Annotated in this window: 16 protein-coding genes and 1 pseudogene; 9 read left to right on the top strand and 8 right to left on the bottom strand. The window is 45.6% G+C overall.

What is annotated here, in order from left to right; genetic code table 11:
• Positions 1 to 477: 477 nt before the first annotated feature.
• The gene (fkpA, locus tag K5Q99_RS08585) at positions 478 to 1,251 is read right to left on the bottom strand and encodes an FKBP-type peptidyl-prolyl cis-trans isomerase (protein WP_220591000.1); all 774 of its coding nucleotides are present in this window, start codon (positions 1,249 to 1,251) and stop codon (positions 478 to 480) included.
• Between the two features lie 154 nt (positions 1,252 to 1,405).
• Between fkpA and K5Q99_RS08580 the strand changes: the two genes are divergently transcribed.
• The 7 genes from K5Q99_RS08580 to K5Q99_RS08550 all read left to right on the top strand — a co-directional run bounded on the left by K5Q99_RS08580 (position 1,406) and on the right by K5Q99_RS08550 (position 10,520).
• On the top strand, positions 1,406 to 2,356 hold the full coding sequence (locus K5Q99_RS08580) for a WD40 repeat domain-containing protein (protein ID WP_220591001.1): 951 nt from the start codon (positions 1,406 to 1,408) through the stop codon (positions 2,354 to 2,356).
• Positions 2,357 to 2,365: 9 nt separating this feature from the next.
• Positions 2,366 to 2,578: a SlyX family protein gene (locus K5Q99_RS08575; RefSeq protein WP_106651459.1), complete on the top strand. Its 213-nt coding sequence runs from the start codon at positions 2,366 to 2,368 to the stop codon at positions 2,576 to 2,578.
• Between the two features lie 65 nt (positions 2,579 to 2,643).
• Positions 2,644 to 3,201, top strand: a complete 558-nt coding sequence (gene def / locus K5Q99_RS08570) for a peptide deformylase (protein ID WP_220776614.1) — start codon at positions 2,644 to 2,646, stop codon at positions 3,199 to 3,201.
• The gene (locus tag K5Q99_RS08565) at positions 3,201 to 4,604 is read left to right on the top strand and encodes a COG3014 family protein (protein WP_106651461.1); all 1,404 of its coding nucleotides are present in this window, start codon (positions 3,201 to 3,203) and stop codon (positions 4,602 to 4,604) included. The genes def and K5Q99_RS08565 overlap by 1 nt, the downstream gene beginning before the upstream one ends.
• A gap of 69 nt (positions 4,605 to 4,673) precedes the next feature.
• Positions 4,674 to 5,267 carry a penicillin-binding protein activator LpoB gene (gene lpoB, locus K5Q99_RS08560; protein ID WP_006080406.1) on the top strand — a complete coding sequence of 198 codons (594 nt, stop codon included), beginning with the start codon at positions 4,674 to 4,676 and terminating at the stop codon, positions 5,265 to 5,267.
• Between the two features lie 249 nt (positions 5,268 to 5,516).
• On the top strand, positions 5,517 to 8,150 hold the full coding sequence (gene pepN, locus K5Q99_RS08555; RefSeq protein ID WP_220776613.1) for an aminopeptidase N: 2,634 nt from the start codon (positions 5,517 to 5,519) through the stop codon (positions 8,148 to 8,150).
• 477 nt (positions 8,151 to 8,627) lie between these two features.
• The gene (locus K5Q99_RS08550; RefSeq protein WP_106651463.1) at positions 8,628 to 10,520 is read left to right on the top strand and encodes a methyl-accepting chemotaxis protein; all 1,893 of its coding nucleotides are present in this window, start codon (positions 8,628 to 8,630) and stop codon (positions 10,518 to 10,520) included.
• A gap of 136 nt (positions 10,521 to 10,656) precedes the next feature.
• Here K5Q99_RS08550 and K5Q99_RS08545 read toward each other — a convergent pair.
• A pseudogene (locus K5Q99_RS08545) lies at positions 10,657 to 12,139 on the bottom strand (sensor domain-containing protein).
• Between the two features lie 294 nt (positions 12,140 to 12,433).
• On the opposite strand from K5Q99_RS08545, the gene K5Q99_RS08540 reads away from it, so the two are divergent.
• Positions 12,434 to 13,387: a DUF72 domain-containing protein gene (locus tag K5Q99_RS08540; RefSeq protein ID WP_220776612.1), complete on the top strand. Its 954-nt coding sequence runs from the start codon at positions 12,434 to 12,436 to the stop codon at positions 13,385 to 13,387.
• Between the two features lie 247 nt (positions 13,388 to 13,634).
• On the opposite strand, the gene K5Q99_RS08535 is transcribed toward K5Q99_RS08540, so the two are convergent.
• The gene (locus tag K5Q99_RS08535; RefSeq protein ID WP_220776619.1) at positions 13,635 to 15,104 is read right to left on the bottom strand and encodes an inorganic phosphate transporter; all 1,470 of its coding nucleotides are present in this window, start codon (positions 15,102 to 15,104) and stop codon (positions 13,635 to 13,637) included.
• A gap of 248 nt (positions 15,105 to 15,352) precedes the next feature.
• Positions 15,353 to 16,168, bottom strand: a complete 816-nt coding sequence (locus K5Q99_RS08530) for an AraC family transcriptional regulator (protein WP_106651466.1) — start codon at positions 16,166 to 16,168, stop codon at positions 15,353 to 15,355.
• An 84-nt stretch (positions 16,169 to 16,252) separates the two neighbouring features.
• Here K5Q99_RS08530 and K5Q99_RS08525 point away from each other — a divergent pair, with 84 nt between their 5' ends.
• The gene (locus K5Q99_RS08525) at positions 16,253 to 16,969 is read left to right on the top strand and encodes a type 1 glutamine amidotransferase (protein WP_106651467.1); all 717 of its coding nucleotides are present in this window, start codon (positions 16,253 to 16,255) and stop codon (positions 16,967 to 16,969) included.
• 97 nt (positions 16,970 to 17,066) lie between these two features.
• On the opposite strand, the gene K5Q99_RS08520 is transcribed toward K5Q99_RS08525, so the two are convergent.
• The 4 genes from K5Q99_RS08520 to K5Q99_RS08505 all read right to left on the bottom strand — a co-directional run bounded on the left by K5Q99_RS08520 (position 17,067) and on the right by K5Q99_RS08505 (position 23,626).
• A complete protein-coding gene (locus tag K5Q99_RS08520; protein WP_006083981.1) occupies positions 17,067 to 18,755 on the bottom strand; it encodes an OpgD/OpgG family glucan biosynthesis protein in 1,689 nt (562 codons plus the stop codon).
• 307 nt (positions 18,756 to 19,062) lie between these two features.
• On the bottom strand, positions 19,063 to 19,497 hold the full coding sequence (locus tag K5Q99_RS08515) for a PaaI family thioesterase (protein ID WP_106651469.1): 435 nt from the start codon (positions 19,495 to 19,497) through the stop codon (positions 19,063 to 19,065).
• A gap of 180 nt (positions 19,498 to 19,677) precedes the next feature.
• Positions 19,678 to 21,843: a catalase/peroxidase HPI gene (gene katG, locus K5Q99_RS08510; protein ID WP_220776611.1), complete on the bottom strand. Its 2,166-nt coding sequence runs from the start codon at positions 21,841 to 21,843 to the stop codon at positions 19,678 to 19,680.
• A gap of 310 nt (positions 21,844 to 22,153) precedes the next feature.
• Positions 22,154 to 23,626, bottom strand: coding sequence for a carbon starvation CstA family protein (locus tag K5Q99_RS08505; RefSeq protein WP_220776610.1), 1,473 nt, complete (start codon positions 23,624 to 23,626; stop codon positions 22,154 to 22,156).
• Positions 23,627 to 24,212 lie beyond the last annotated feature (586 nt).

Here is a 24,212-nt window from a genome sequence, read left to right as displayed (position 1 = left end):
AGCACTGTTCACACAGAAGAACAAGGTAATAATTCGAAAGTATTAGCCAAATAAAAACAAACAGTAAGAGTAATACACCCAAGCTCAGCCAAAGCACTGGCGAGTACAAATAATAACCAATATTTTAATGTGATATTTTAATGACTTTTATCGGTATGCAATACCCAATAAAATGTAAAGAATGCGGCGCTTTAAAAGATAGTAGATATCATTAAAACGTAATTTAGCCTTCATTATTTTGAAATAAAACCAACGCTAAAGCGAGCTAACGTTAATGATTAATACCATCCATTGTAATAGCCGATAGAGATTGACGATTGCTATATAAAATTAAACATGAGTTAAGGCTGTAAACCTTGTATAGCAAGGCAATAAATTAAGCATTAAAACTATAATGTGATTTTTACAGACAAAAAAATACCGCTCATTTAGGAGCGGTATTTCACTTACTGCGTAATAAACGCGGCAGTTAATTCATTACTTTTTAGCTGCTGGTTCAGCGGCTGGCGCTGCAGATGCTTTCTCAACTGATTTCAATTCAACTTCAAAAATCAGTGTGGAATTGGGTGGAATAGTACCAGTGTCACGCTCGCCGTAGGCTAAGTTTGCAGGAATAACAAACTTGTACTTAGCGCCAACTGGCATTAATTGTACGCCTTCGGTCCAGCCTGGGATCACGCGATTCAGTGGGAACTTAGCCGTTTGACCACGTTTGTATGAACTGTCGAACTCAGTACCGTCGATTAACGTACCTACATAATCCACTTCTACAGTGTCTTCAGCAGCAGGTTTTTCGCCAGTACCAGGTGTTAATACTTCGTATTGCAAGCCTGATTCAGTGGTCACTACGCCAGTCTTAGCTTTGTTTTCTTCAAGGAATTTTTTACCATCTTCGATATTCTTAGCAGAAATCGCAGTGGCTTGTTCCTGACGTTTATCGTTTAACTTTTTATCTAGACCTTGAAGAATGGTTTGCATTTCTTCTTCGGTTAATTTTAATTGGTCATTCAGACCATTAGTGAAACCAGTGACAATCAGAGTGCGATCAACTGGCAGGCCTAATTCTTCTTGCTCTTTGATATGACCTGACATGTAACGACCGATTGAAGCGCCTACACTGTAAGCTTCTTTTTGAGCTTCTGTCGTTAATTCAACACTTGTACTCGCAGCAGCTGCTTTTTCTTCTTGATTACAAGCAGATAGGCCAATAACGGCCAATGCAACTAACGATAATTTATAAATCGATTTCATTAAAGCTTCCTCAGCATCCTCAAGCGGTTACAATAACCTAAGCGTGACAACTTTATACTAGTTATCTCGGTTATACCAACTAGATTCTTTATGGGTTAACAGTGATTAATGTCACTTGATCAAGTCTAAAGACAGCAACTTAGGGAGCAAGTTCATGAAGAAAAATCTACTGCTGGTAATTTGCACAATTTTTCTGACAGCTTGCCATCCTAAAGCGGAAGACATTAGCGTTCTCACCACTGAACCTAGCTATAGCGCAAGCCTATCAAGCAATGGACAATTTGCCTTAGTCGCCACCCAAAGCAGTGGAGTTCAATGCTGGGATCTCAGCACTCATACACTTAAATACCAATGGATACATGGCGATATCAATACTGGCGTCACAGGTACAGCGATTTCGCCCAACGGACTATTTGCAGCATCGTTAAGCCGAGATTCAGTTGCCATGTGGAGAATAGCCGACGGAAAATCCTTGGGTTGGTGGTCCTTGCCATCATCCGGTGAAAGCGTGGCGGTAGCCGATAATGGCGCGCTACTCATTGGTTTAAATGATGGCTCCGTCATGTCACTCAATGCCGCCCAAAGTGCCTTAATCAAATTTCTGGGACATAAAGATCGCGTCAATAGCGTTTCACTCTCCGCAGATGGCCGTTTAGCATTAACGGGGTCGAATGATATGCAGGCGATTCTTTGGCAGGCGCAAACCGGTCAGCCGCTTCATACTTGGACCTTAGGCAGCCGTATCACTAAAGTGGCGCTTAACGACAGTGGTACGCTAAGTTTTACCAATGGCAGCACCAATGAAGCAAAGATATGGGATAACACCAGCGGCAAGCTTTTAAATCAGTTAGATATTACACGTCGTCAGATGAACTTTTCCGCGGTGCGGTTTATCAAACAAGACAGCCAGATATTAACGGGAACGCCGGCGCGGGAAGTCATACTGTGGCAACGCGACTCGGGTAAAGAAATCGAAAAATGGCAGGTTGCACTCACTAAAAACAGCCAAAATCGAGGAGCCGTTGTATACTCTGTGGCAATTCGAGATACCAATAAAGTCGTTAGTATCAGTAGCCAAGGCTTAGTTGAGACTTGGCAGCAATAGAGGTTAGTCATGCAAGGCGTACAAGCACAGATTGAAGATCTAGAAACCAAATTGGCTTTTCAAGAGCTCACAGTCGAAGAATTAAACCAAGAAGTGATCAAATTAAATCGACTCGTGGCTCACCAACAACACCAAATTCACTTACTGATTGGTAAGCTACAAGATATGGAACCAAGTAATATGGCGACTCAGGCTGAAGAAACGCCGCCGCCACATTACTAAATACTGACGCTTTAAAATACGACTTTGATTCAAAGACGGTTACCGCAAAATATCCAGGGAATGCGATGTTTAAACATTTGATGCCAAAACAAACCCCGCCTTTATTACCCATAGCGTTAGTGGGTGAAGCTATCCTAGGGCAGACTGCAATTACAGTGCATCATTTCGATGCCGAGCTCGCGCACCTTGCAGAGCAAATGTCTGCCAGCATGGAACCCGCCAAAGGCGTTGGCATCGCGGCGCCACAGGTTCACAGTCCCTTAGCTTTATTTATTATGGCTTCTCAACCTAATGAACGTTATCCCGACGCACCCAATATGGCGCCTGTAGTCGTGGTTAATCCGCAAATCATTCATGCATCGAGTGACTTAGTCGGCGGCGAAGAAGGTTGTCTGTCCGTTCCCGGCCAAAGATTTAACATACTAAGACATCAAGCCATTGAAGTGCGCTACCAGAATTTACAAGGCGAGTGGCAACAGGCCGAATTAACAGGCTTTATTGCGCGGATTTTTCAACACGAATTTGATCACCTACAAGGGATCACCTTACTCGAGCGTTCACGTATGCCAGAACAGGCTCAGTCGATTTCAGCCAAGTCCATCGAACAAGGTGAAGCGCAATAATGAAACTGTCTTTGGTTACACCTTTATCTCGCGCGTTTATCGCACCCGCTTTGGCAATGGGGTTGGTGTTAAGTTTATCGGGCTGCGCCTACAACAGTATTTTTATTAATTACCCTTCACAGATTGAACCGCTCAAACAAGAGTTGAATAGTGCAGCTCCCTTGGCTGGTATCGACAAACTTGCCAGCAATATCAATGGCAACGATGGCCTACTCTATGCTCAAGAAGCGGGCCGTATTGCTCAAGTCGCCGGTGATTTTGCGGCCAGTAAAAAATACTATCAACAAGCGGTCGATGCTTATACCGCCTTTGATGATAAGGCCAAAGTCAGTGTCAGCGACCTTGGTGCCACAGCCAGCAGCTTAGTGTTAAACGATAATGCGATTCCGTACCGAGGGCCAGGGTATGAACGCATCATGCTGCACCAATACCAAGCGCTAAACTATTTGTTTAGTGGCGATTACCAAGGCGCTTTAGTCGAAGTTCGTCGCAGTAACGAGTTACAAAGCAGCGAACAAGAGCGTTATCAAAAATCACAAAAATCAGTACAAGCCATGGCGAACGGGACTATCGATGCCGAGGTCAACAAGCTAGGTCAAGCCGCAGGCACTGTGACGAGTTCTTTCTTAAACGCTTACAGCTATTACACCACAGGCGTACTACATGAAGTGCTAGGTGAGCCAAACGATGCCTATATTGATTATCGTAAAGCGGCACAAATCACCCCAAACAACACCTATTTACAGCAAGATCTGGTGCGCCTCGCCAAACAACTTGGCATGCCACAATATGACGAATTTAAACGCCGTTGGGGCGATGCTAAATTACCTAATCCCAAAGATGGCCAAGTGATTTTGATGGTCGAGCGCGGTTTTGTTCCGGCCAAACAGGCACTTACAGTGCCTTTTACTATCCATGGCAATTGGCAAACCGTGTCGCTAGCCACTTACATGCCAAACAATACTTTTGTGCCAGAGACGCAAGTGCAAGGTTTAGGTACAGTGCTGAAAACTGAACCTATTGCCAATATTGATGCCTTAGCCATCACAGCACTCAAGGAAGATCTGCCCGCAACCTTGGTTCGCCAAGTCGCAAGGGTCTATGCCAAATCCGAGATGGCCTATCAGGTTGAGAAGAGTGGCAGACCCGGAAACAATGCCGCCGATATTGGCAGTATTGCGATGCAGATTTTTAACGTAGTAACAGAGCAAGCGGATCGCCGTAGTTGGCTGACGCTGCCTAAACAAGCACAGATCGGGCGGCGTTATTTGAGTGCGGGTGAGTACACTTTGCAGTTAGATAAAGCGCCACCGGCAAAAATTGACGTTGCAGCAGGCAAAACCACCTTAGTCTGGGCAATTGATACTGGTAATTACACCCGAATTTATTCAATAATCATTTAGCCTAGCGGTTGTGGTATTTGAATAAGACGAGTGTCATTAAGTTTATACAATCACAAAATGGAACTGACTATGAAACAATTTAAACTGATTTTTGTGCTGGCTGCCGTTATGGGTCTGGCTGCATGTCAATCTAAAGTCGAGTATGGCGATGCCACCGAAGTTGAAACCGTCAATGAGAACTTTGGCTCAACGGATCTGCAAGCTATTGCAGCCAAGATGGTGGATAGCATGATGACTTTCCCTCCTATCGTTGCCATGACAGCTAATAGCCGTCCGATTTTATTTGTCGACAGCATCAAGAATAAAACCTCAGAGCACATTGATACTGAGTCTGTTACCGACTCTATCAGCAACAAACTATTGCGCTCAGGCAAGTTCCGTTTTATCGACATGACCAAAGTAGACTCAGTCCGTAAGCAACTGGATTACCAAAACAACACTGGCATGGTTGATCCATCAACCGCCATCAAGTTTGGTCGTCAAATCGGCGCGCAATACATGTTATACGGCAATTTATCTAGCATAGTGAAGCAAGACGGTAGCACTAAAGACGTGTACTACAAGATGACAATGCGTTTAATGGATTTAGAAACAGGCTTGATTGAATGGTCTGATGAAAAAGAAATCCGCAAGATGAAGTCTAAGTCTTTCTTAGGCATGTAATTGTCTCAGGCGCTGACTGTCGCCAAACAGAGTTTCCAATAAGCCAGCTGAAATGCTGGCTTTTTTTTTACATTTTTAACATTGGTTATCCTAGGCAAATAAGGTAGTGTACTCGGCCAAAATACACTGCAATGATACTGGCTCAAATCGGCGCTGGCACGGGGGATCATTTGCCACTTAGGCAACTCCTGACACCCGATATTGAACTCAATATTCAAGCAGAAAACAAATTGTTGAAGGATTGAAGTTGTGAACTTGTTTAAAGCCAGTTTTGTTGCCCTTGCCTGCGGCGCACTGATGTCGTGTGCCACCCAAAGCACGCTCAATACGGGTCCACGTGACGCCAGTGCTTACATTAGCCAATATCAGGCCGCGCTGCGCTCGCAGGTTATTTCCGATGTTCGCTATGAATTAGATTTTCAGCTCACAGGGGAAGCCGACTTTTCCGCCACCTCCAAAGTGACCTTTCAGTTAAGCGAAATACCCAAACAGCTGAGCTTAGATTTAAACAAAGCACAGATAAAACGCTTTATGATCAATGGCACCGCCGTATATCCCAATTACAATGGCGCTTACATTAACTTAAATACGCGTTTACTCACCTCAGGTGAAAACACGGTTGAAGTGCAGTTTACTCGTCCTCACAGCACCAACGGCGAAGGTTTGCACCGATTTAAAGATCCGGTCGATGGCAAGGTCTACCTCTATTCGCATTTTGAACCCGCTGCCGCGCAGCAAATGTTTGCCGTGTTTGACCAACCAGATATCAAAGCCAACTATCAGATTACGGTCACAGCACCTAAAGATTGGCAAGTGATTAGCACTATGCGTGAAAGCCAAATCACTCCAGCAGGCGCATACAACCGTTGGACCTTCCCTGATACACCGAAACTCAGTCCGTATAACTTTTCTATGCATGCGGGTCCCTACCACATGTGGCAAGACAACTCTGGCCGCTATCCAATGCGCCTGTTCGCCCGTGGATCTGTGGCTAGCCAAGTCACACCGCAGGATTGGTTTAACTATACCAAACAAGGATTAACCTTCTTCGATAACTACTTCGGTATTCCATATCCCTTTAAGAAATACGATCAAATTCTAGTGCCTGATTTCCTCTATGGCGCGATGGAAAACGCAGGTGCTGTAACCTTTTCTGAAGATCATTTCCTCTTTAAAGCGGCCATGACAGCAGATCAAAAGCAAAACTTAGCCGGCGTTATCATGCATGAAATGGCGCATCAATGGTTTGGCGATCTCGTTACCATGAAATGGTGGAATGGCCTGTGGCTTAATGAAAGTTTTGCCTCTTTTATGGGAACGCTTGCGACTCAGGAAGCGACCGAATTCACCAATGCTTGGCGCAGCTTCTACGCCAAAGGCAAACAAAAAGCCTATGAGCAGGACAGCTTAGTCACCACGCATCCGATTGAAGTGCCAGTGGCAACAACCCAAAACGCCTTCGACAATATCGATGCGATCACTTATCAAAAAGGCGCATCAACACTAAAACAACTGCGCCACTTGCTGGGCGACATGGTGTTTCGCCGTGGCGTCAGCAATTATTTAAAACAATATAGTTATCAAAATGCCGAATTAGACGATTTTATCAATAGCCTAGGCAAAGCCGCTGGTCGTGACTTAAGCGCATGGACTCAAGAATGGCTCTACAGCGCGGGCGTTAACACCATCAAGGCGGAATATCGCTGTGAAGCTAACCGCATCAGTGACTTTAGTCTGCTACAGCTCCCAGCAAGCACTGAACTACCAACATTACGCGAACAAAAAGTCCAAGTAGCCCTCTTTACCCAAGGTCGCTACGATTTACGCCATGACGTTACTGTGCCTGTCACGTACAAGGGTGAGCGTACCGAAGTCAAACAACTGATTGGTGAGCGCTGCCCTGACTTAGTCTATCCAAACTTTGATGATTGGGGTTTTGTGAAAGTCGAGCTCGATGACAAATCCTTTAACACTGCAAAACAGCAGTTGAGTAATGTGTCAGATCCACTGCTGCGCTCTATGCTGTGGCAAAGTCTGTGGGACAGCGTTCGCGAAGGTAAATTGAGCTTAGATCAATACCTAAGCACAGTGTTTGTTAACGCGCCTGCTGAGACGGACTACACAATTGTCGGTCAGATCATCGATAGCATGTTGCGCTCGAAGCAGTATCTCGCACAAATCGCACCTATTCAGCAAAACTACGCTGAGAATGCAGTCAAAGGCTTAAGCCAGATGAGCCTTAGAAAAGCGATGGAAAGCAAAGGCGATAATGACTTCCAACGTATTTGGTTCGATGCGTATGTCAGTTTAGCCAGCGACAGGGATTCACTGCGCCATCTAGCACAACTCGTTGACGGCGAGACAAAAATTAAGGGATTAACTTTAGATCAAGATTTGCGCTGGGCGATTATCACCCAGCTCAATCGCTATGATTTCCCTAACGCGCAGCAACGTTTAACCAAAGAAGCGGCCAAGGATAATTCGGACTCAGGCGAGAAAGCAGCGCTTGCGGCGCAAGTGATCCGCCCTGAGGCCGCGGCAAAACGTCGCTGGCTAAGTAAGGTCCATCTAGACAGCCTGCCTTTCTCCAAGCAACGTATTATTATGCAAAATCTTTATCCTGCTGAGCAGAAACTATTAAGTGCAGCGACTGCGGAAGAACGTTTGGCGAGCTTAATGGATATGGACAAAAAAGGTCCCGTATTTATGCGTAACTACAGCCACTTCCTCGTTCCTACCGATTGTAATTACAATAGTATAGCAGCGCTAGACAAGGTACTTGATCGTCAAACGGGATTATCAAATATCACTCGCCGCAATCTATTAGAAACCCGTCAAATGGAACAACGCTGCGTGTTGATCAAAAGTAAAATGACCCAATGATATTTAAGCCATTTTAGAATTAAAAAGGAGCTTCTAGAAGCTCCTTTTTTGTGCGGTAATAGATGGAGGCTAAGCTCGAAACATACAAAAAGTAACGCAAACAACTTAACGTTAAATAAACAAGCTAGCATTCTGAATCAGTTAATCGCAATCGAAAAACGGTAACATAGTTAATTATATCGTTAGCGAGAATCGGTATGTTTTAATGGATTAGTGACGGTAAATAATGATATTCGTCATCCGTAAAATATTATTTTCTCTTCGATTCAGTCTTCTCAGTTTATCGAGTAAGCATTAATAACAAATGGCTTACCTAATCGTTATTTGCATAAAAATCATGCCATTATAAAGCGACTGATTTATGGGCGTCATGTCTAAATTTATTACTATAATTTCTCAATGCTTTAATGTTTTGTCTCTTACAGCCGCTATACTAAAACAACGTTAGAGCGCTAACGGAATATAAAGGAATAGATTATGCGATCGACACTCAAAACACGGCTGCTGTTTAGCAGTCTTTCCGCGGTACTGATCACTATTGCTGTACTCGTAAGTATCTCTAGTTATTTCATTAGAAATAATGCGTTAGAAAACACTCAACATGAAATTGACCAACTGGCGAATACCTTTTCATCCGGCATAGGTCAGTGGATGCAAGACAGAAAAATGGCCATTACCAGCCTGAAACAAGCCATTGAAGCCGATCCGAGCAAAAACGTCACCCCTCACTTACTGCAAGCACATACGGCGGTTGACTTTGCCCTCACCTATTATGGCGACGAGCAAGGCAACATGTATCGCCAAGATCCGTCTCTAAATACCGCGAATTATGATCCCCGCGTCCGCCCTTGGTATATGGACGCTAAAGCCGCTGGTAAAATGATCATGACGGCGCCCTACGTCAGCGCCACACTGAAAAAACAAGTCGTGACCATTGCCGAGCCTGTGATGGGAGCAGGACAGCTGATAGGCGTAGCCGCAGCAAACTTAACCATAGATCAATTAACCGATGCGGTGCAGCGCCTCGAAGTGCCGGGCGAAGGTTATACCTTGATGGTCGATACTGCGGGACTCATCATCAGTCATCCCAATAGCCAGTTCAATACCCAGCAACTCACAAAAATTGATAGTAATTTTAGCAATAGCTGGTTATCACAGCGCACCAATGCCAATACCATGGAAGAACGTACCCTAGATGGCGCCACTAAGTTAGTTTATGTCGCGGCGATACCCTCGACGGACTGGGCGTTGATTTTCGTGATGGATAAAAAAGAAATTATGTCTCAGGCCACCGATCTTGCCTGGTGGATGTCGGCCGTAGGTGTCGCCCTATTAGTACTCTTTGGTTTGATTTTAATCGCCATTTTCAAAATCCAATTCAAAGATCTCGAACGCGTTGCCCAAGCACTCAATGATATTGCCGAAGGTGATGGTGACCTAACAGTGCGCATTCATACTGCCAACAGTCACGACGAAATTGGTATGTTAGCTTCGGGCTTTAACCGCTTTGTGGAACGTCTCCATGGCATGATTTCCCGTATGCACAAGATTGCCGGTCAACTTGAGCATCAGGCCCAAGGCAGCAGCGCTTCGGCCACGGACAACAGCCAACGCATTGAAGTCCAACAAGATGAAGTGACTATGGTCGCCACGGCTGTCACCGAAATGGCCAGTGCCACCGAAGAGATTGCCAGCAATGCCGAGCACACAGCACAAACTGCGCAAAATGCTGTCGGGCTTTCGAATCATGGCCACAAACAAGTCGCCCAGAGTCAGCAATCTATCCGTAATTTAGCTAGTGAAGTTGAAACTGCCGGCCGAATTATCGGTGAGCTGAATGAGCACTCACAGAAGATCAACAGTATTCTATTAACGATCAGTGGCATCGCCGAACAAACCAACTTACTCGCACTTAACGCGGCCATTGAAGCCGCACGAGCGGGTGAACAAGGCCGCGGTTTTGCTGTGGTTGCCGACGAAGTGCGTGTACTGTCACAACGCACTCATTCATCGACCCAAGAAATTCAAGCGATGATCGAAACCCTCCAACAAACCGCCGGCAAAGCTGTTAAATCTATGACTCAGAGTCATGAAATGGCAGAAACCAGTGTGGCCGACGCTAATTCCGCCAGCGAAAGTCTGTTGCTGATCAGTAAAGCCATTAATGATATTTCGGATATGGCGAGCCAAATTGCCACGGCAGCTGAAGAGCAAACTTCAGTCACCAGCGAAATCAACCGCAATACTGAGTCGATTCGTGAAGTGTCGGAGAATCTCTCGATTGAAGCGCAAACCTCTATGGTGCAAGCGCAGGAACTCGCCCACTTGGCGGCGTCATTACAGCAGGAAGTAAATCGCTTCAAACTGTAGAGTCATCACGATTCTATACTCTGATGCCGTAAAATCGTTCCAGACAATAATGCCCGCCAATGTCACTGACATTGACGGGCATTTCTTTATACCTTCCAGCCGCTCCAACTCTTGCGCCTGAACACCTCAATCGGACTCACACTATCTTAGTCACCTTGTTTTCAAGGTTATTTAACTCGCTGTCTTTTAACTCAGTGTCTTTTAACTCAGAGCTCTTTAGCTCAGGAGCCGCAGTCAGAGGATCTGCATGCAGGTTTCTTAGCCCTTGATAGCCCATTTCAATACGATTGCCCCCATTTTTCTTAGCCTTATACATAGCAGCATCCGCACAGGAGAGTAACTGTTTTTCGTCCATGCCGTGCTCTGGATACAAGGCAATACCAATACTCGGTAAAATATGGATTTGCTGGTCGGCAAGCTCGAAGGGTTGATTAAGGACTTGTAATATTTTATGCGCTGCCAATAGGGTATTTTGAGCAGAATCAACACGTTCTAGTAAGATCACAAACTCATCACCGCCGAAACGCGCTACGGTATCTGAACCCCTAACACAGCTGAGAATACGCTGCGCCGTTACTTGCAGCAGCAAATCGCCAACGCTATGACCAAAGGTATCGTTAACCCATTTAAACTTATCTAAGTCTAAATAAAGTAAAGAGAAATAACTTGATTCCCTATGGGCACGGGATAGTGCCTTTTGAAACCTATCGTAAAAAAGCTCACGATTGGGTAACAGGGTTAACTGATCATACAGCGCAATATGTTCTAATCGCGCTAGCATTTGTCGGCGTTCAATCGCGAAGGCAATTTGCGTAGAAACAAATTCCAATAACTCACGGTCTTGATGAGTATAAGAAGCCGAAGTGGGCAAGCTATGCATCATCAAGGCACCAATAACACCCTTTTGCAGCTTCAGTGGCACGCCCAGCCAACTTAAATTGCCATTACCCAGCTCTTCGCGAATAGCTTGTGGATACTCAGTTAAGCTTAAGGGGCATAGGAGTAATGACTCTGCACTGTGGATCACTTGTTCAGTGAACACGCTGAAACTGGCGATATCAACCAGTGAATTATCCCCCGCGGCGGCTTTATAGGGGAAACTGAGTTCATTCAAATCCTGATCGTACAATGCAATAGCAAAATTTGCCGCAGGTAGCAATTTCGCAATAATTTCATGGATACGGCGGTATAGGGCTAGCAAGTCCTCAGCAACATGCACAGCTTCAGAAATCTCATACAGGGCTGCTTGTCGGCGTTCGGCGTTTTTACTTTTAGAAATATCCCTCGCCACTGCCACACGTTGCTGGTGAACCTCGGACCAGCGGGCAGACCATAAAATATCGACAACTGTGCCATCTTTACGCACATAACGGTTTTCGAAATCGACCTTATAGCGGCCAGTCATAATCTCATTGGCGGTTGCGAGTGTGCGTTCTCTATCGTCAGGCAGCACAAGATCGAGCATCTGCATACCCATCATTTCCGCAGGCGTATAGCCAAAAATACGTTCAGCCCCCCGCACTGACAAATTCAAACCGCCCAGTTTTATCAACGACGCAAATAGCATCCAAAAGAAGGTCAATAAAATTGCTTAGGGAAGTGTAGCCATCATTATTCACACCGTTCTCCAATCAACGTCTGTATTTGGCTAAGTAATAAGTCTGATCATAAGCATAAAAATAATAATAACGCACTATTAGAGTAGGTTAATTTTCAATGTCATTCCAGAGTTGCCCAAGTTGGGCTCGGCTTTTTATAGGATTAAATGCAAACAAAATCAAATACAATACCCTAAGCCATCAGCGGCGAGATTTGACTCTAGACTAAGGGTATCGGCACAATGCCCCAAACCCTAGCCTACATCAGACTAGGATTGCATTGGCCAATGTGAATAAAATTTAAGGAAGGTCTTTTTGGATGAGTTGCGTTCTGGGTTAAATAAACCGAGTCATTTTCGCCTTGGGCTAGCCATGTGGTCACACTCAAATTGGCAAGAGAGTGTCTATGGCCATGGGATTAAACAAGCGGAGCGACTCGCCCGTTACGCCACAATATTCAATACGGTCGAAGGCAACACCAGTTTCTACGCAACGCCAGCACAGCAAACCGTAATGAACTGGCATAGTGCTACACCCGATGATTTTCGCTTTACCTTCAAGCTGCCGCATACCATTACCCACCAAAAACTATTGCAATACTGTGGCCAAGAGTTGAAAGATTTCTTCCAAGTGATGGCGCCATTAATTGATAAAACGGGGATCTGGAAAATCCAACTACCCGCCCATTTCGGCCCAGAAAACTTACCTGTGTTAGCGCAATTTCTCAATCAAGTCCCCCAAGGATTAACCTATGGCGTTGAAGTCAAGCATGCTGCATTTTTTGCGAAGGGAGAAGCCGAGCGTGCACTAAATCGATTGCTTATCGATAAAAAAGTGAATCGCATCATCATGGATAGCAGGCCCTTGTTTGCCCTACCACCCAGCAACGCCGCCATTATCGACGCCCATAAGAAAAAACCTCGAGTGCCAGTGCATGCGATTGCCACCGCAAATCATCCTGTGGTGCGCTTTATCGGCCAAGCAGACGATGCCGTAACACGACTCGCGCAGCAAGGCGCGAGCGCTTTATCTAAGGATAACGATGCCTTTTTTGATAATTGGCTCGCCCAACTCCCGCAGTGGCTTACTGAAGGCCGAGAGCCTTATCTATTTATCCATACTCCCGATAATGAAACCGCACCAGAACTCGCCATACGTCTCTATCAAAAATTGCGCAGCCAAATTGCAACGCACATTCAACTCGCCGAGATAAACCTGCTTGAAAAGAAACCCGAAGAGACAAGTCCCCAGATGGGACTTTCTTGGTAGAACGCTATCAAGGTAAAACGCGCGTAATAAAACCCACGGCAAGCTCGCCGTGGGTATCGCTGCTCTTATTATTGGTATTGTGCTTTAAAACGTATTCTAGATTGCTCAGCCATCTTATGTCCTTGTTGGTGTTGAAGGCTCAACTCTAACAAGATGGCTTAGGTAATTATCGCGGGAAACGGCACTGAACCGAAAAGCCAAGCCCTCAAGGCTTGGCTATGTGAGCATTCAACTTGAGTATTCTTGGCTAACCCCAAAGTGCATTGGCAAGGATAAACACACTCGCGGAGAGCAACATAGTAATAGGTAGTGTCAGCAGCCAAGCGAGCATGATTTGCTTAATGGTTTGGATCTGAAGCCCTGAACGATTAGCCACCATAGTACCCGCTACAGCGGAAGACAAAATATGAGTCGTCGATACCGGCATCCCCGTCATACTGGCAATCCCAATAGAGACGGCAGCGGTGACCTGCGCGGCAATGCCCTGGCTGTAAGTCATACTCGATGAACCAATTTTTTCCCCCACGGTATATACAATCCGCCGCCACCCCACCAACGTGCCGCAGCCCAGCGCAGTCGCAATGGCAATAATCACCCAAATGGGCGCATACTCAGTAGTTCTAGTGAGATCTTTTCGCCATTTAGCCAATGAACTCAAATCCTTAGCAGGAAGATCCAATTTAGCCACTTGGCGAGCAGTATCATCGATGCACAGGAGTAAACGTCGCACCTCGCGTCGCTCTTCTACATCCATATCTTTGTAAGTCGAGACTTTTGCTAAGCGACGGTCGAGCAGCGACATCGCGGGCAATACATTCGCGGGCGAGCAATGGGCCAGCATATATTCGGGGACGTTTGCTAAAGCGTTAAAGTCGATCACATCGGCAATAACGGCTTGATTGCGGTCGTAAATCGCCATGATGCGCCGATTGGCATCTTGAGTTCTTTCTAAATCATAGGGTTGGCTGCCCATATCCAAGGCAAAATACGCCGGAGCCATACAAATCAGCACTAACATCACTAGGCCGATACCCTTCTGACCATCGTTAGAACCATGGGCAAAACTCACGCCCATAGCAGAGACAATTAAACTCGCCCTGGCCCAAAATGGCGGGTGTTTTTTACCATTAATCTGCATCTGTTCATCGGGAGTACGGTGAATTTTATGTTTCTGCCAGACATATTTCATGATGAGCAGAAAAATCCCCGCCATCACAAAACCTAAGGTCGGCGAAATGATTAAGGACAACATGATCTGCGAGGCTTTAGAGACATTAATGCCCTGCAAGATAGGCTGATGATTCATCCACGCGAACGCGCCGCCCACGCCCATTATTGACCCAATCAAGGTATGGGAACTCGATGCTGGAATACCGAAATACCAAGTGCCTAAGTTCCAGATAATTGCCGAAAACAGCAAAGAAAAGACCATCAATAAACCTTGGGTCGAATCCATGCCGAGCAAGGAATCTACGGGCAATAAATGCACTATCGCATAGGCCACACCTAAACCACCTAATAGCACACCCGCAAAGTTAAAGAGTGCAGAGGTAGCAACAGCAAGATTGGCCGGCATCGCCTTGGTATAGATAACTGTCGCCACCGCATTTGCTGTGTCGTGGAAGCCATTAATAAATTCGTATGCCAGTACAAAAAGTACGGCAAGGACTAAACCCACCGACCACGCAAAGCCTAACGTTGTGAACATTTCAAACATAAAATACTTACCCATGGCGAGAACGCCCACAGGTTACGCCCAAGTTTGGGGTCTTTTACAGTGAAAAATTGTTTAGATTGTCAAAAAGTGAATTAGCCCCCAATAACTCAGTAGCATGCTTGCAATTAACACTGGCTTGATTTTATTCGGCCAAATGAATATTTGTGCCGCGAAAAGGTGCAATATATTGATTCAATATTAAATAAGCCAACTAAAAATAGTGTTCATAACCATACGCCGTAACAGGGTTATATCCCATGATCGCCTAACCGAAATCGCTGTGGCGTCATCCCAAAACGCTCCTTGAAGGCTTTGATATAGGATGAATCATTTTGATAACCAATTTGGTGGGCCACATTCTGTATTGATAGGTCTGTGGCCAATAACGACAGCGAATAGATCAGCCGCAAATGTTGGCGCCATAAGACGAATGAGGAACCAAACTCCCTCACAAATAACCTCGACAATGTTCGCTCCGATGCCCCAACCATCTCACCCCATTTCACTAAAGAGAAATCTAAAGCTGGCGTTTGAGTTAAGTACTCAAAGATCAATTTTAGGCGCCTATCTTGCGGTATCAGTAACTTAAAGGTCTGTCCTTCCGCACTATTAATTTGATCGTATAACACCTCAAGCAAACACTGTATTGCCGCCAGAGCCATTGGCTCAACATTCGTTGGGGGATTAAAAACACATTGTTTTCTAAGCGTTAGCACCAACTCCCTAAGAAAAGCACTCATAGCGACGGGCTTTATCATGGCGCCATAATCTCGGCCATACATAGGATTCAAATAGACACCAATAAAGCAGGTATCTGTAATCGCAACAGACTCATGCATGACACCTGCAGGTACAAAAAGCGCTGTGGTATGGGGAACCAAAAACAGTGCCCCATTTGCCTCTGTCTGTAACAGGCCTTGAAGCGGAAAAATAAGCTGATGCCAACAGTGCTGGTGTAAAGCATCCACATACCCCTTCTGCATCTCAATCGTTTTTACAAAAGAAGGCATATTAGGCGCTTGCTCAATAATGGTATTAATCGAATCGAGTTGGCGATTTAGCATTATTACTTGTCCATATAACGTTATTCAGCCAAATAAAAAGGATTATAGCATAGCGTTATCCCATAAAAGACACAGGAAAACTCGATGCGCATTCATTGCATTATCCATGAAAGCTATGAAGGTCCAGGCTATTTTAGCGATTGGGCCGCAAGCAAAAACTACAGTATGAGCTTTAGCAGAATCTATCTAAATGAAGCTTTACCCGACAATAGTGATGGTTTTGATCTATTAATTATCCTCGGTGGCCCCCAATCTCCCGCGACATGCCAAAGCGATTGTCCATATTTTGATAGCCAAGCAGAACAAAGGTTTATCAGACAAGCTATCCAAAAAAATAAAGCCGTTGTGGGGGTTTGTCTTGGCGCACAGCTAATCGGCGAGGCATTAGGCGCCCGTTATCAAAAGAGCCCGCATACCGAGATTGGTTACTTTCCTATTGAACTGACTGCGGCAGGAAAAAGTGATATTAACCTTAAGACATTTTCGACCACTGAAGTGGTCGGCCACTGGCATAACGACATGCCTGGCCTCACTCCCGATTGCGAAGTGCTCGCCACAAGTGCAGCCTGCCCGCGGCAAATTGTACGTTACACAGATTTAGTTTTTGGATTTCAATGCCATCTTGAATTTATCAGTAGCCAATTAGCGCCATTAATTGCTCAAGAAAATGCTTTTTCTAGCACACAGAAAATGCCCTATATTCAAAGCCCTGAGTTCATACTGGGGCAATCAACGACTCGAATGAATCAGTTGCTGGGGCATTTTTTAGATAATCTAGTCTTAGCCTATCAAGCCGTATAAACCCAAAAACCTGCAGAGGTAGGATTCAGCGGGCTCAGTTAAAACAAAAACGCCAGCTAAATTAGCTGGCGTTTTAGATTAATAACTCACAAATCGCTTATTGCAGATGACCCGCATTGTGCAATTCACGATCATCCTTTGCAGGCGGATTCCACTGATACATCCAAGTTTCAGACAATGGCTGGCCATCGACTTCTAAATAGACTCTCAGGTTAATCGGCTCAGTACCATCTCCGGGTGGCACTACGTCAAACATAGCGCGGTAACCATTAATCGAAGCTAACGGACGGGCTGACTCAATTTCGACTTTACCTTCAGATGCAGTGATCACAGCTTTAACTTGGGTATCTTTGCCAATCATAGGCAAAGTGCCGCCAGCGAAATCCACCACAAAACGCTTACTGTAGTATTTGCGTTTCTGGCCAACTACACCGCCAATCCCAGTGAAAGTATCGACAACACGAGCGCGGGGTGATTGAACCGGTGGAATGCCGCCCCAATACATGTTGTAGCTATACAGCAGCTCTTGACCCGGCACAATCGGCTCAGCAGGATTCCAGAAAGCCACTATGTTATCGAAGGTTTCATCCAGTGTTGGGATTTCAACTAACTGCACTGAACCTTTACCCCAACTGCTTGTTGGTTCAATCCACAGGCTTGGGCGTTTATCGTAAAACACGCCGTCATCCTGATAGTGATCGAAGTTCCGGTCACGTTGCAGTAAACCAAAACCTTTTGGATTTTCATCGCTATAGGCGTTGAATCGTAGGTTTTCTGGGTTACCTAGTGGACGCCAAATCCATTCACCATTACCCGTGTGCATGGCTAAGCCATCGGTGTCATGGATTTCTGGACGCCAGTCGTAACCGGTACGGCGATCGTTCTCACCCACCATAAACATACTGGTCAGTGGCGCGACGCCTAAACGTTCAATTGCTTTTCGTGGATAAACCGCCACATCCACTTTCATTTTTAAACGCTCACCCGGCTCGATATCGAAACGGTAAGCCCCCGTAACACTCGGAGAGTCTAACAAGGCATACACAGTCGTGATGTTCGATCCTGGTTTAGGTTTTTCTAACCAGAAGTCGGTGAACATTGGAAACTCTTCAGGTTTTGGCAGCGCAGTATCCACCGCTAAACCACGAGCCGACAGGCCGTATTGCATCTCATGACCCACAGCGCGGAAATAGCTGGCGCCAAGGAAAGCGACAACGTCACGTTCCCAATCGGTATTGAACTGCATACGGAAACCCGCAAAGCCAAGATCCTTAGGCAACTGACTGCCTTTCACCTTTGACTTACCGTAATCGAACATAGAAGGCGAATAGTCGATTAACTTAGCCTTGCCTTCATTCAATTCATAAATGTGAATTGGCGTGTCGAAATACAGCCCTAGGTGGAACAGTTCGGCACGAAACTCCGAGTCCTGATCGCGCCACAGTGCAGCTTTCTTCTTAAAGTGGAATTGTTGGTAATCATCCCAGCTCATGCCTTGAAGGCTTTTAGGTAATTCGCCTTTATGGCTTTCGTAGGGTTGCGCAGCCATAGTTCGGGCATAGCCCTTAAGCCAAGCGTAACTAAACTCTTCACCTTCTTGTGGTGACGCCTGCTTACCCGCCGCACACGCCGAAAGACTCAGCAATACGCTACAGGTTAACAATACGCTGCCAACCATGCGCTGCAAACGGCCGCGACGAGAGGAAGATTGGGCTTCAATCGAAGGTACTGTCACCATCGATTGTTGGTAAACGTTTCTTTGTTCGGGAAATAAATTGGGTTGCATAAGCAGACTCTGAATTGGTGTAACTTCCTGACACTTCCCTGCAAATCTAACTAAATTTGCAGCGATGGCCCTGTGGAGAACTGTTGATGACAGAGGTAACAATACAGCGATCAGCAACAATTCGCCAGAATCTAACATACTTTCTGTCGAATGGAATATCGCATGCTAGCTATTTTCAATCTTGAAGCCTATTTATGAAAATATGATTAAAAAATTCCGTTATTTACTGAATTAATGCTCATAAAATCCTTACAGCTAACAGGGTAAAGTACTGTTCTAATAACATTGGGTACCGCATAGCATCAGCCTATGGTCTTAAAATCATGCAAGTCGCCGTAGCGGTGGCCAGTAATTTTCCATCCTGCGTTTTTAGCGTGCCTTCCGAAATTCCTAAGGACTTAGACAGATTAATCACTCTGCCCTCGGCCACTAACACTTGATGCTTAGGCACAGGTCGAATCATTTTAATATTCAAATCGATAGTACCGTAACCCACACCCGCTTCAAGCAAAGTGTGCACAGCACAGCCAGTAACAGAATCCAGTACAGTGGCAGCGAAACCACCATGAACGCCGCCTAGCGGATTCAGATGCTTATCATCGGCTGTCGCATTAAACAGCACAGAGCCTTCTTCGGCTCGAATCAATGACATGGGCATAGTCTGCGTGATAGAAGGAGCAGGCAGTTCCCCCTTTGCCATTGCCTGTAAAATAGCTAAACCCGACATTTGCTGAATGTTCATATCCCTACCCTAAATTGATAAACGCCGTTAAAGATTAATAAAAATGATCGCGTAACCAGTGAGAGTTAGGCGATCATTTGACTGAAAAATCCACTTAAGCACTAGACTAACCTTCAAGACGACAAGGCTTAAATCGGACCCATTTGCCACTTAGATAAGACTTACAAACTAAAGCTAAACTCAGCGCAGATCAAACCTGTCTAAGTTCATTACCTTAGTCCAAGCCGCGATAAAGTCATCGATAAATCGCAGTTGCGCATCACTGCTCGCGTATACTTCTGCAAGTGCACGCAGCTGCGAGTTAGAGCCAAAAATCAAATCAACCCGCGACGCCGTCCATTTTTGCTGGCCGCTAACGCGATCAACACCCTCAAACCTATCCTCCGCTTTGGAAGTGGGTTTCCATATCGTCCCCATATCCAGCAAGTTAACGAAAAAGTCGTTGGTTAAAAACTCTGGGCGCGTGGTCAATACACCCGTTTTAGATTGATCGGCGTTCGTATCTAACACTCGCAACCCACCGATGAGCACTGTCATTTCCGGCGCGGTTAATGTCAGTAACTGTGCCCTATCGACCAATAACTCCTCCGCCGATAGCGAAAACTGGGTGGGATGATAATTTCTAAAGCCGTCAGCTACAGGCTCAAGTACCGCAAAAGATTCCACATCAGTTTGCGCTTGCGTGGCATCCATACGACCCGGCGTAAATGGAATCGTCACTTCAACCCCTGCATTTCTGGCCGCTTGATCGATACCAACACAACCTGCCAGCACAATTAAGTCAGCAAGAGAGATTTTTTTACCGCTTTTGTTGAACTCAGACTGAATAGTTTCAAGTACTTTCAGCACTTTAGCGAGCTGCTCAGGCTGATTCACTGGCCAATCTTTTTGCGGTGCGAGCCGAATTCGAGCACCATTCGCACCACCGCGCATATCAGAACCCCGGAAGGTCGATGCCGAGGCCCAAGCGGTTGCAACGACTTCTGAAATCGTTAATCCAGAACCAATAATCTTCAGTTTAAGATCAGTAACATCCTGCTCATTAACCAGGGGATGATCAACCGCAGGAATGGGGTCTTGCCAAAGAAACGTTTCGGCAGGCACTTCAAGACCCAAATAGCGCGTGCATGGCCCCATATCTCTGTGTGTCAGCTTGTACCAGGCTTTTGCAAATACATCGGCAAACTCATCGGGATTTTCAAAGAATCGACGTGATATTTTCTCGTAATCAGGGTCGAAGATCAGTGCAAGGTCGGTAGTCAACATGGTTGGCACATGACGTTTTGAAGCATCGTGCGCATCGGGGATCACCCCTTTACCCGCGCCATTTTTAGGTATCCACTGATGGGCACCCGCAGGGCTCTTAGTCAGTTCCCATTCATATCCGAATAGATTTTCAAAAAAATTGTTACTCCATTGGGTTGGTGTTGAAGTCCAAGTCACTTCGAGGCCACTGGAAATAGTATCGCCACCTTTACCGCTTTTATAGCGACTCTGCCAGCCTAGGCCTTGCTGCTCAATACCTGCGGCTTCTGGCTCAGGTCCGACTAATGCTGCGTCACCTGCACCATGGGTTTTACCAAAAGTATGACCACCAGCAATCAAGGCTACGGTTTCTTCATCATTCATCGCCATGCGGGCAAAGGTTTCGCGGATATCGACAGCGGCAGCGAAAGGATCTGGGTCGCCATTGGGTCCTTCAGGATTAACATAAATCAGCCCCATTTGTACTGCAGCAAGAGGATTTTCAAGATCCCGCTCACCAGAATAACGCTTATCGTCTAACCACTTATCTTCGGTACCCCAGTAGACATCGGCTTCGGGCTCCCATATATCGACTCGCCCACCGGCGAAGCCTAAGGTTTTGAATCCCATAGATTCCAGCGCGACATTACCTGTGAGGATCATCAAATCGGCCCAAGAGATTTTATTGCCATATTTTTGTTTAATCGGCCAAAGGAGCCGGCGTGCTTTATCGAGGTTTACGTTATCTGGCCAACTATTTAACGGCGCAAAACGTTGATTACCACTCCCCGCTCCGCCACGTCCATCACCGGTACGATAGGTGCCGGCACTGTGCCATGCCATACGAATAAATAGCGGCCCATAGTGGCCAAAATCTGCAGGCCACCAGTCCTGTGAATCCGTCATTAATGCAAGGAGATCTTGCTTTACAGCAGCTAAATTGAGGGATTTAAAGGCTTCAGCATAATTGAAGTCATCACCCAAAGGATTAGATAAAGAAGAGTGTTGGTGCAGAATATCGAGCCGGAGCTGTTTAGGCCACCAATCTCGATTCGTGGTGCCACCAGCAGAATGATGCATAGGACATTTGTTCTCAGACATAACGTGCTCTCCTTCTGTTCGCAAAAAATATTCAAGTAAGTAAAAACTAAATGACTTTTGCTGCATGTTTGTACTGCGTAACGTTCTAACTCACCGACTAATCGTTTCTATAGAGAAACAAAAAACAGTCTAACGACCTTACCTTACCTATAGATGAAACGCGATAAATCATCCCATTAAATAATGTTCAGCAAACATTGCCCTTTTTAAATTAAGATATTAAAAGATAGCTAAGTTACTGCTAATCATAAAAAACAAGGGCTGCAAAATGCAGCCCTTGTGTCTAAATGGTCAAACTTGGTGTAACGGACTAGTTGACGTCTACCACAGGTTTGCGTCGGTTGTGCGCAATAATCAGCGCGACTAAACAGATAACCCCGACTGCGATACCTACAGGCTGGCTCAAAGGTTGGGGTAAACCCAGACCAATACCCGCTGTCATAATGTAAGAAACTGTGACACTAGTACCACCAATCGCTGGCAAGCTCACAATCCAATGGAAGGTCCCGCGATCGAACAAATACTTAGTCGCTAACCACAATACACTGGTTGATAGCAGCATATTTGAGAAGGCAAAGTAGCGCCAAATCAAGGAGAAATCGATCTTCGTCATAAAGTACGCAATCGTTAGGATAGGTACAGCAACCAATAAACGATTACGCATGCTTTGTGGAATATGGAAGGCGTCGATAATCGTCAGTCGCAGCGAACGGAACGCAGTATCACCAGAGGTGATCGGGAAAATAGCCACGGCCACAATCGCCATAATGCCGCCCATCACACCGAGATACGTCGTCGCCACTTGGTTAACTACTAAACCTGGACCACCTTGGTCGAGCAAACTCTTAAGCTCAACATAACCACCTGGGAAAGCCGCGATACCCGCAGTAGCCCATACACAAGCAACAATACCTTCAGCAACCATAGCGCCATAATACACAGGACGCACATACTTCTCGTTGGTCAAACAACGGGCCATGATGGGCGCTTGCGTCGAGTGGAAACCACTGATCGCACCACAGGTAATAGTCACAAACAACAGTGGCCATACCGGCAATCCGTCTGGATTTGGCTCAAGTAACTCATTGTTGTAGTGACTGTGATCGAAATAAGCAAACACATCGCCCATCTCAGGTAACTGCGGTGCATTGATCATCAGGGCAACCGCAATAGAAACCGTCATCACTATCATCAACAAACCAAATGCGGGATACAATTTAGTGATGATTTTATCGATCGGCAGCATAGTCGCCAAAAAGTAATAGGCTAAAATCACAACTACCCAAAAGGTGTTATTGCCAAAGATAGTATCTTTGAAATAATCGAGATTACTCAGTAAACCTGCAGGGCTCATGATGAAGACCACGCCCACAAAAAACAGCAGCATGGCGGTAAACAGCAACATCACGCCTTTAAAGTAAATATTAAAGTAATGACCAGCTATCTCAGGCAAACTCTTACCGTCTTCTTTAATGCTGAGCACGCCAGAAAAATAATCGTGCACCGCACCGCCTATAATGTTTCCCAGCACAATCCACACCAAGGCAATAGGACCGTATAAAGCACCGAGGATCGGACCAAAAATAGGCCCCACACCCGCAACATTGAGGAATTGGATCAGAAACGCTTTAGCTGGATGAACAGGCACATAATCAACACCATCTTCGAATTTTGCCTGTGGCGTCTTAGCTTTAGGATCGATACCCGCTTGACGTTCAACAAAGGGGCTATAGAACTTGTACGCAAGCACTAAGAGTGCGATACAAATAAAGAAAATTAACATTATTTAATTATCCATACTTTAGTAGGAGGTGATTTAATGGAGAGTTTCATTGAGTTAGCGACTGAGGTCAAGCAACACCCTATTAGACTAATGTCGGGTTGATTATCTGAAACTACCACTGGGTGGGCATAGGTGAATAAATGCGTTTGAAAATAGTTCATCGTACTGTTTATAACGTCAGTGATGCAGCCTGCTATTTTGGCATTCACTCATTGCCGCGTCTTAACCCCTTCAGCCTGGGTCTTCCCGTAAATCTTCTCTACCAATAATGAAATGAACACAGCCAATATCGTGTATAACTGGTGACTGGATGCTCTCACCTTGGCTGAGTATTTCCTGACATCCCAATATGAAACTCCAAGTTAAAACCACAATCGACACTCACAAACTAAACCCGCAATCTACACTACAATCGATAGCCACACCTGAAACTCACATGCCACTTGATGATGTTCATCTAACCTATTTTTAGGTTACTAGTGGTTCGACTCTAGCACGCATCATTTTTAACTATTCTAGAAAACAAAAAACCAGCCAAATGGCTGGTTTTTATGGGGCATATCATCGCCGTGATGGGTAGGTCATT

The sequence above is a fragment of the Shewanella hafniensis genome (assembly GCF_019655335.1).
In the GTDB taxonomy this organism is placed as follows: domain Bacteria; phylum Pseudomonadota; class Gammaproteobacteria; order Enterobacterales; family Shewanellaceae; genus Shewanella; species Shewanella hafniensis.
Note: the sequence above shows the minus strand (reverse complement) of the source record. Positions and strands in the feature narration are given on the sequence as shown.

Excerpts from the sequence above, each read along its gene's own strand:
- fkpA (WP_220591000.1), bottom strand. The coding sequence starts at position 1,251 with ATGAAATCGATTTATAAATTATCGTTAGTTGCATTGGCCGTTATTGGC.
- K5Q99_RS08580 (WP_220591001.1), top strand. The coding sequence starts at position 1,406 with ATGAAGAAAAATCTACTGCTGGTAATTTGCACAATTTTTCTGACAGCT.
- K5Q99_RS08575 (WP_106651459.1), top strand. The coding sequence starts at position 2,366 with ATGCAAGGCGTACAAGCACAGATTGAAGATCTAGAAACCAAATTGGCT.
- def (WP_220776614.1), top strand. The coding sequence starts at position 2,644 with ATGTTTAAACATTTGATGCCAAAACAAACCCCGCCTTTATTACCCATA.
- K5Q99_RS08565 (WP_106651461.1), top strand. The coding sequence starts at position 3,201 with ATGAAACTGTCTTTGGTTACACCTTTATCTCGCGCGTTTATCGCACCC.
- lpoB (WP_006080406.1), top strand. The coding sequence starts at position 4,674 with ATGAAACAATTTAAACTGATTTTTGTGCTGGCTGCCGTTATGGGTCTG.
- K5Q99_RS08550 (WP_106651463.1), top strand. The coding sequence starts at position 8,628 with ATGCGATCGACACTCAAAACACGGCTGCTGTTTAGCAGTCTTTCCGCG.
- K5Q99_RS08535 (WP_220776619.1), bottom strand. The coding sequence starts at position 15,104 with ATGTTTGAAATGTTCACAACGTTAGGCTTTGCGTGGTCGGTGGGTTTA.
- K5Q99_RS08530 (WP_106651466.1), bottom strand. The coding sequence starts at position 16,168 with ATGCTAAATCGCCAACTCGATTCGATTAATACCATTATTGAGCAAGCG.
- K5Q99_RS08525 (WP_106651467.1), top strand. The coding sequence starts at position 16,253 with ATGCGCATTCATTGCATTATCCATGAAAGCTATGAAGGTCCAGGCTAT.
- K5Q99_RS08520 (WP_006083981.1), bottom strand. The coding sequence starts at position 18,755 with ATGCAACCCAATTTATTTCCCGAACAAAGAAACGTTTACCAACAATCG.
- K5Q99_RS08515 (WP_106651469.1), bottom strand. The coding sequence starts at position 19,497 with ATGAACATTCAGCAAATGTCGGGTTTAGCTATTTTACAGGCAATGGCA.
- katG (WP_220776611.1), bottom strand. The coding sequence starts at position 21,843 with ATGTCTGAGAACAAATGTCCTATGCATCATTCTGCTGGTGGCACCACG.
- K5Q99_RS08505 (WP_220776610.1), bottom strand. The coding sequence starts at position 23,626 with ATGTTAATTTTCTTTATTTGTATCGCACTCTTAGTGCTTGCGTACAAG.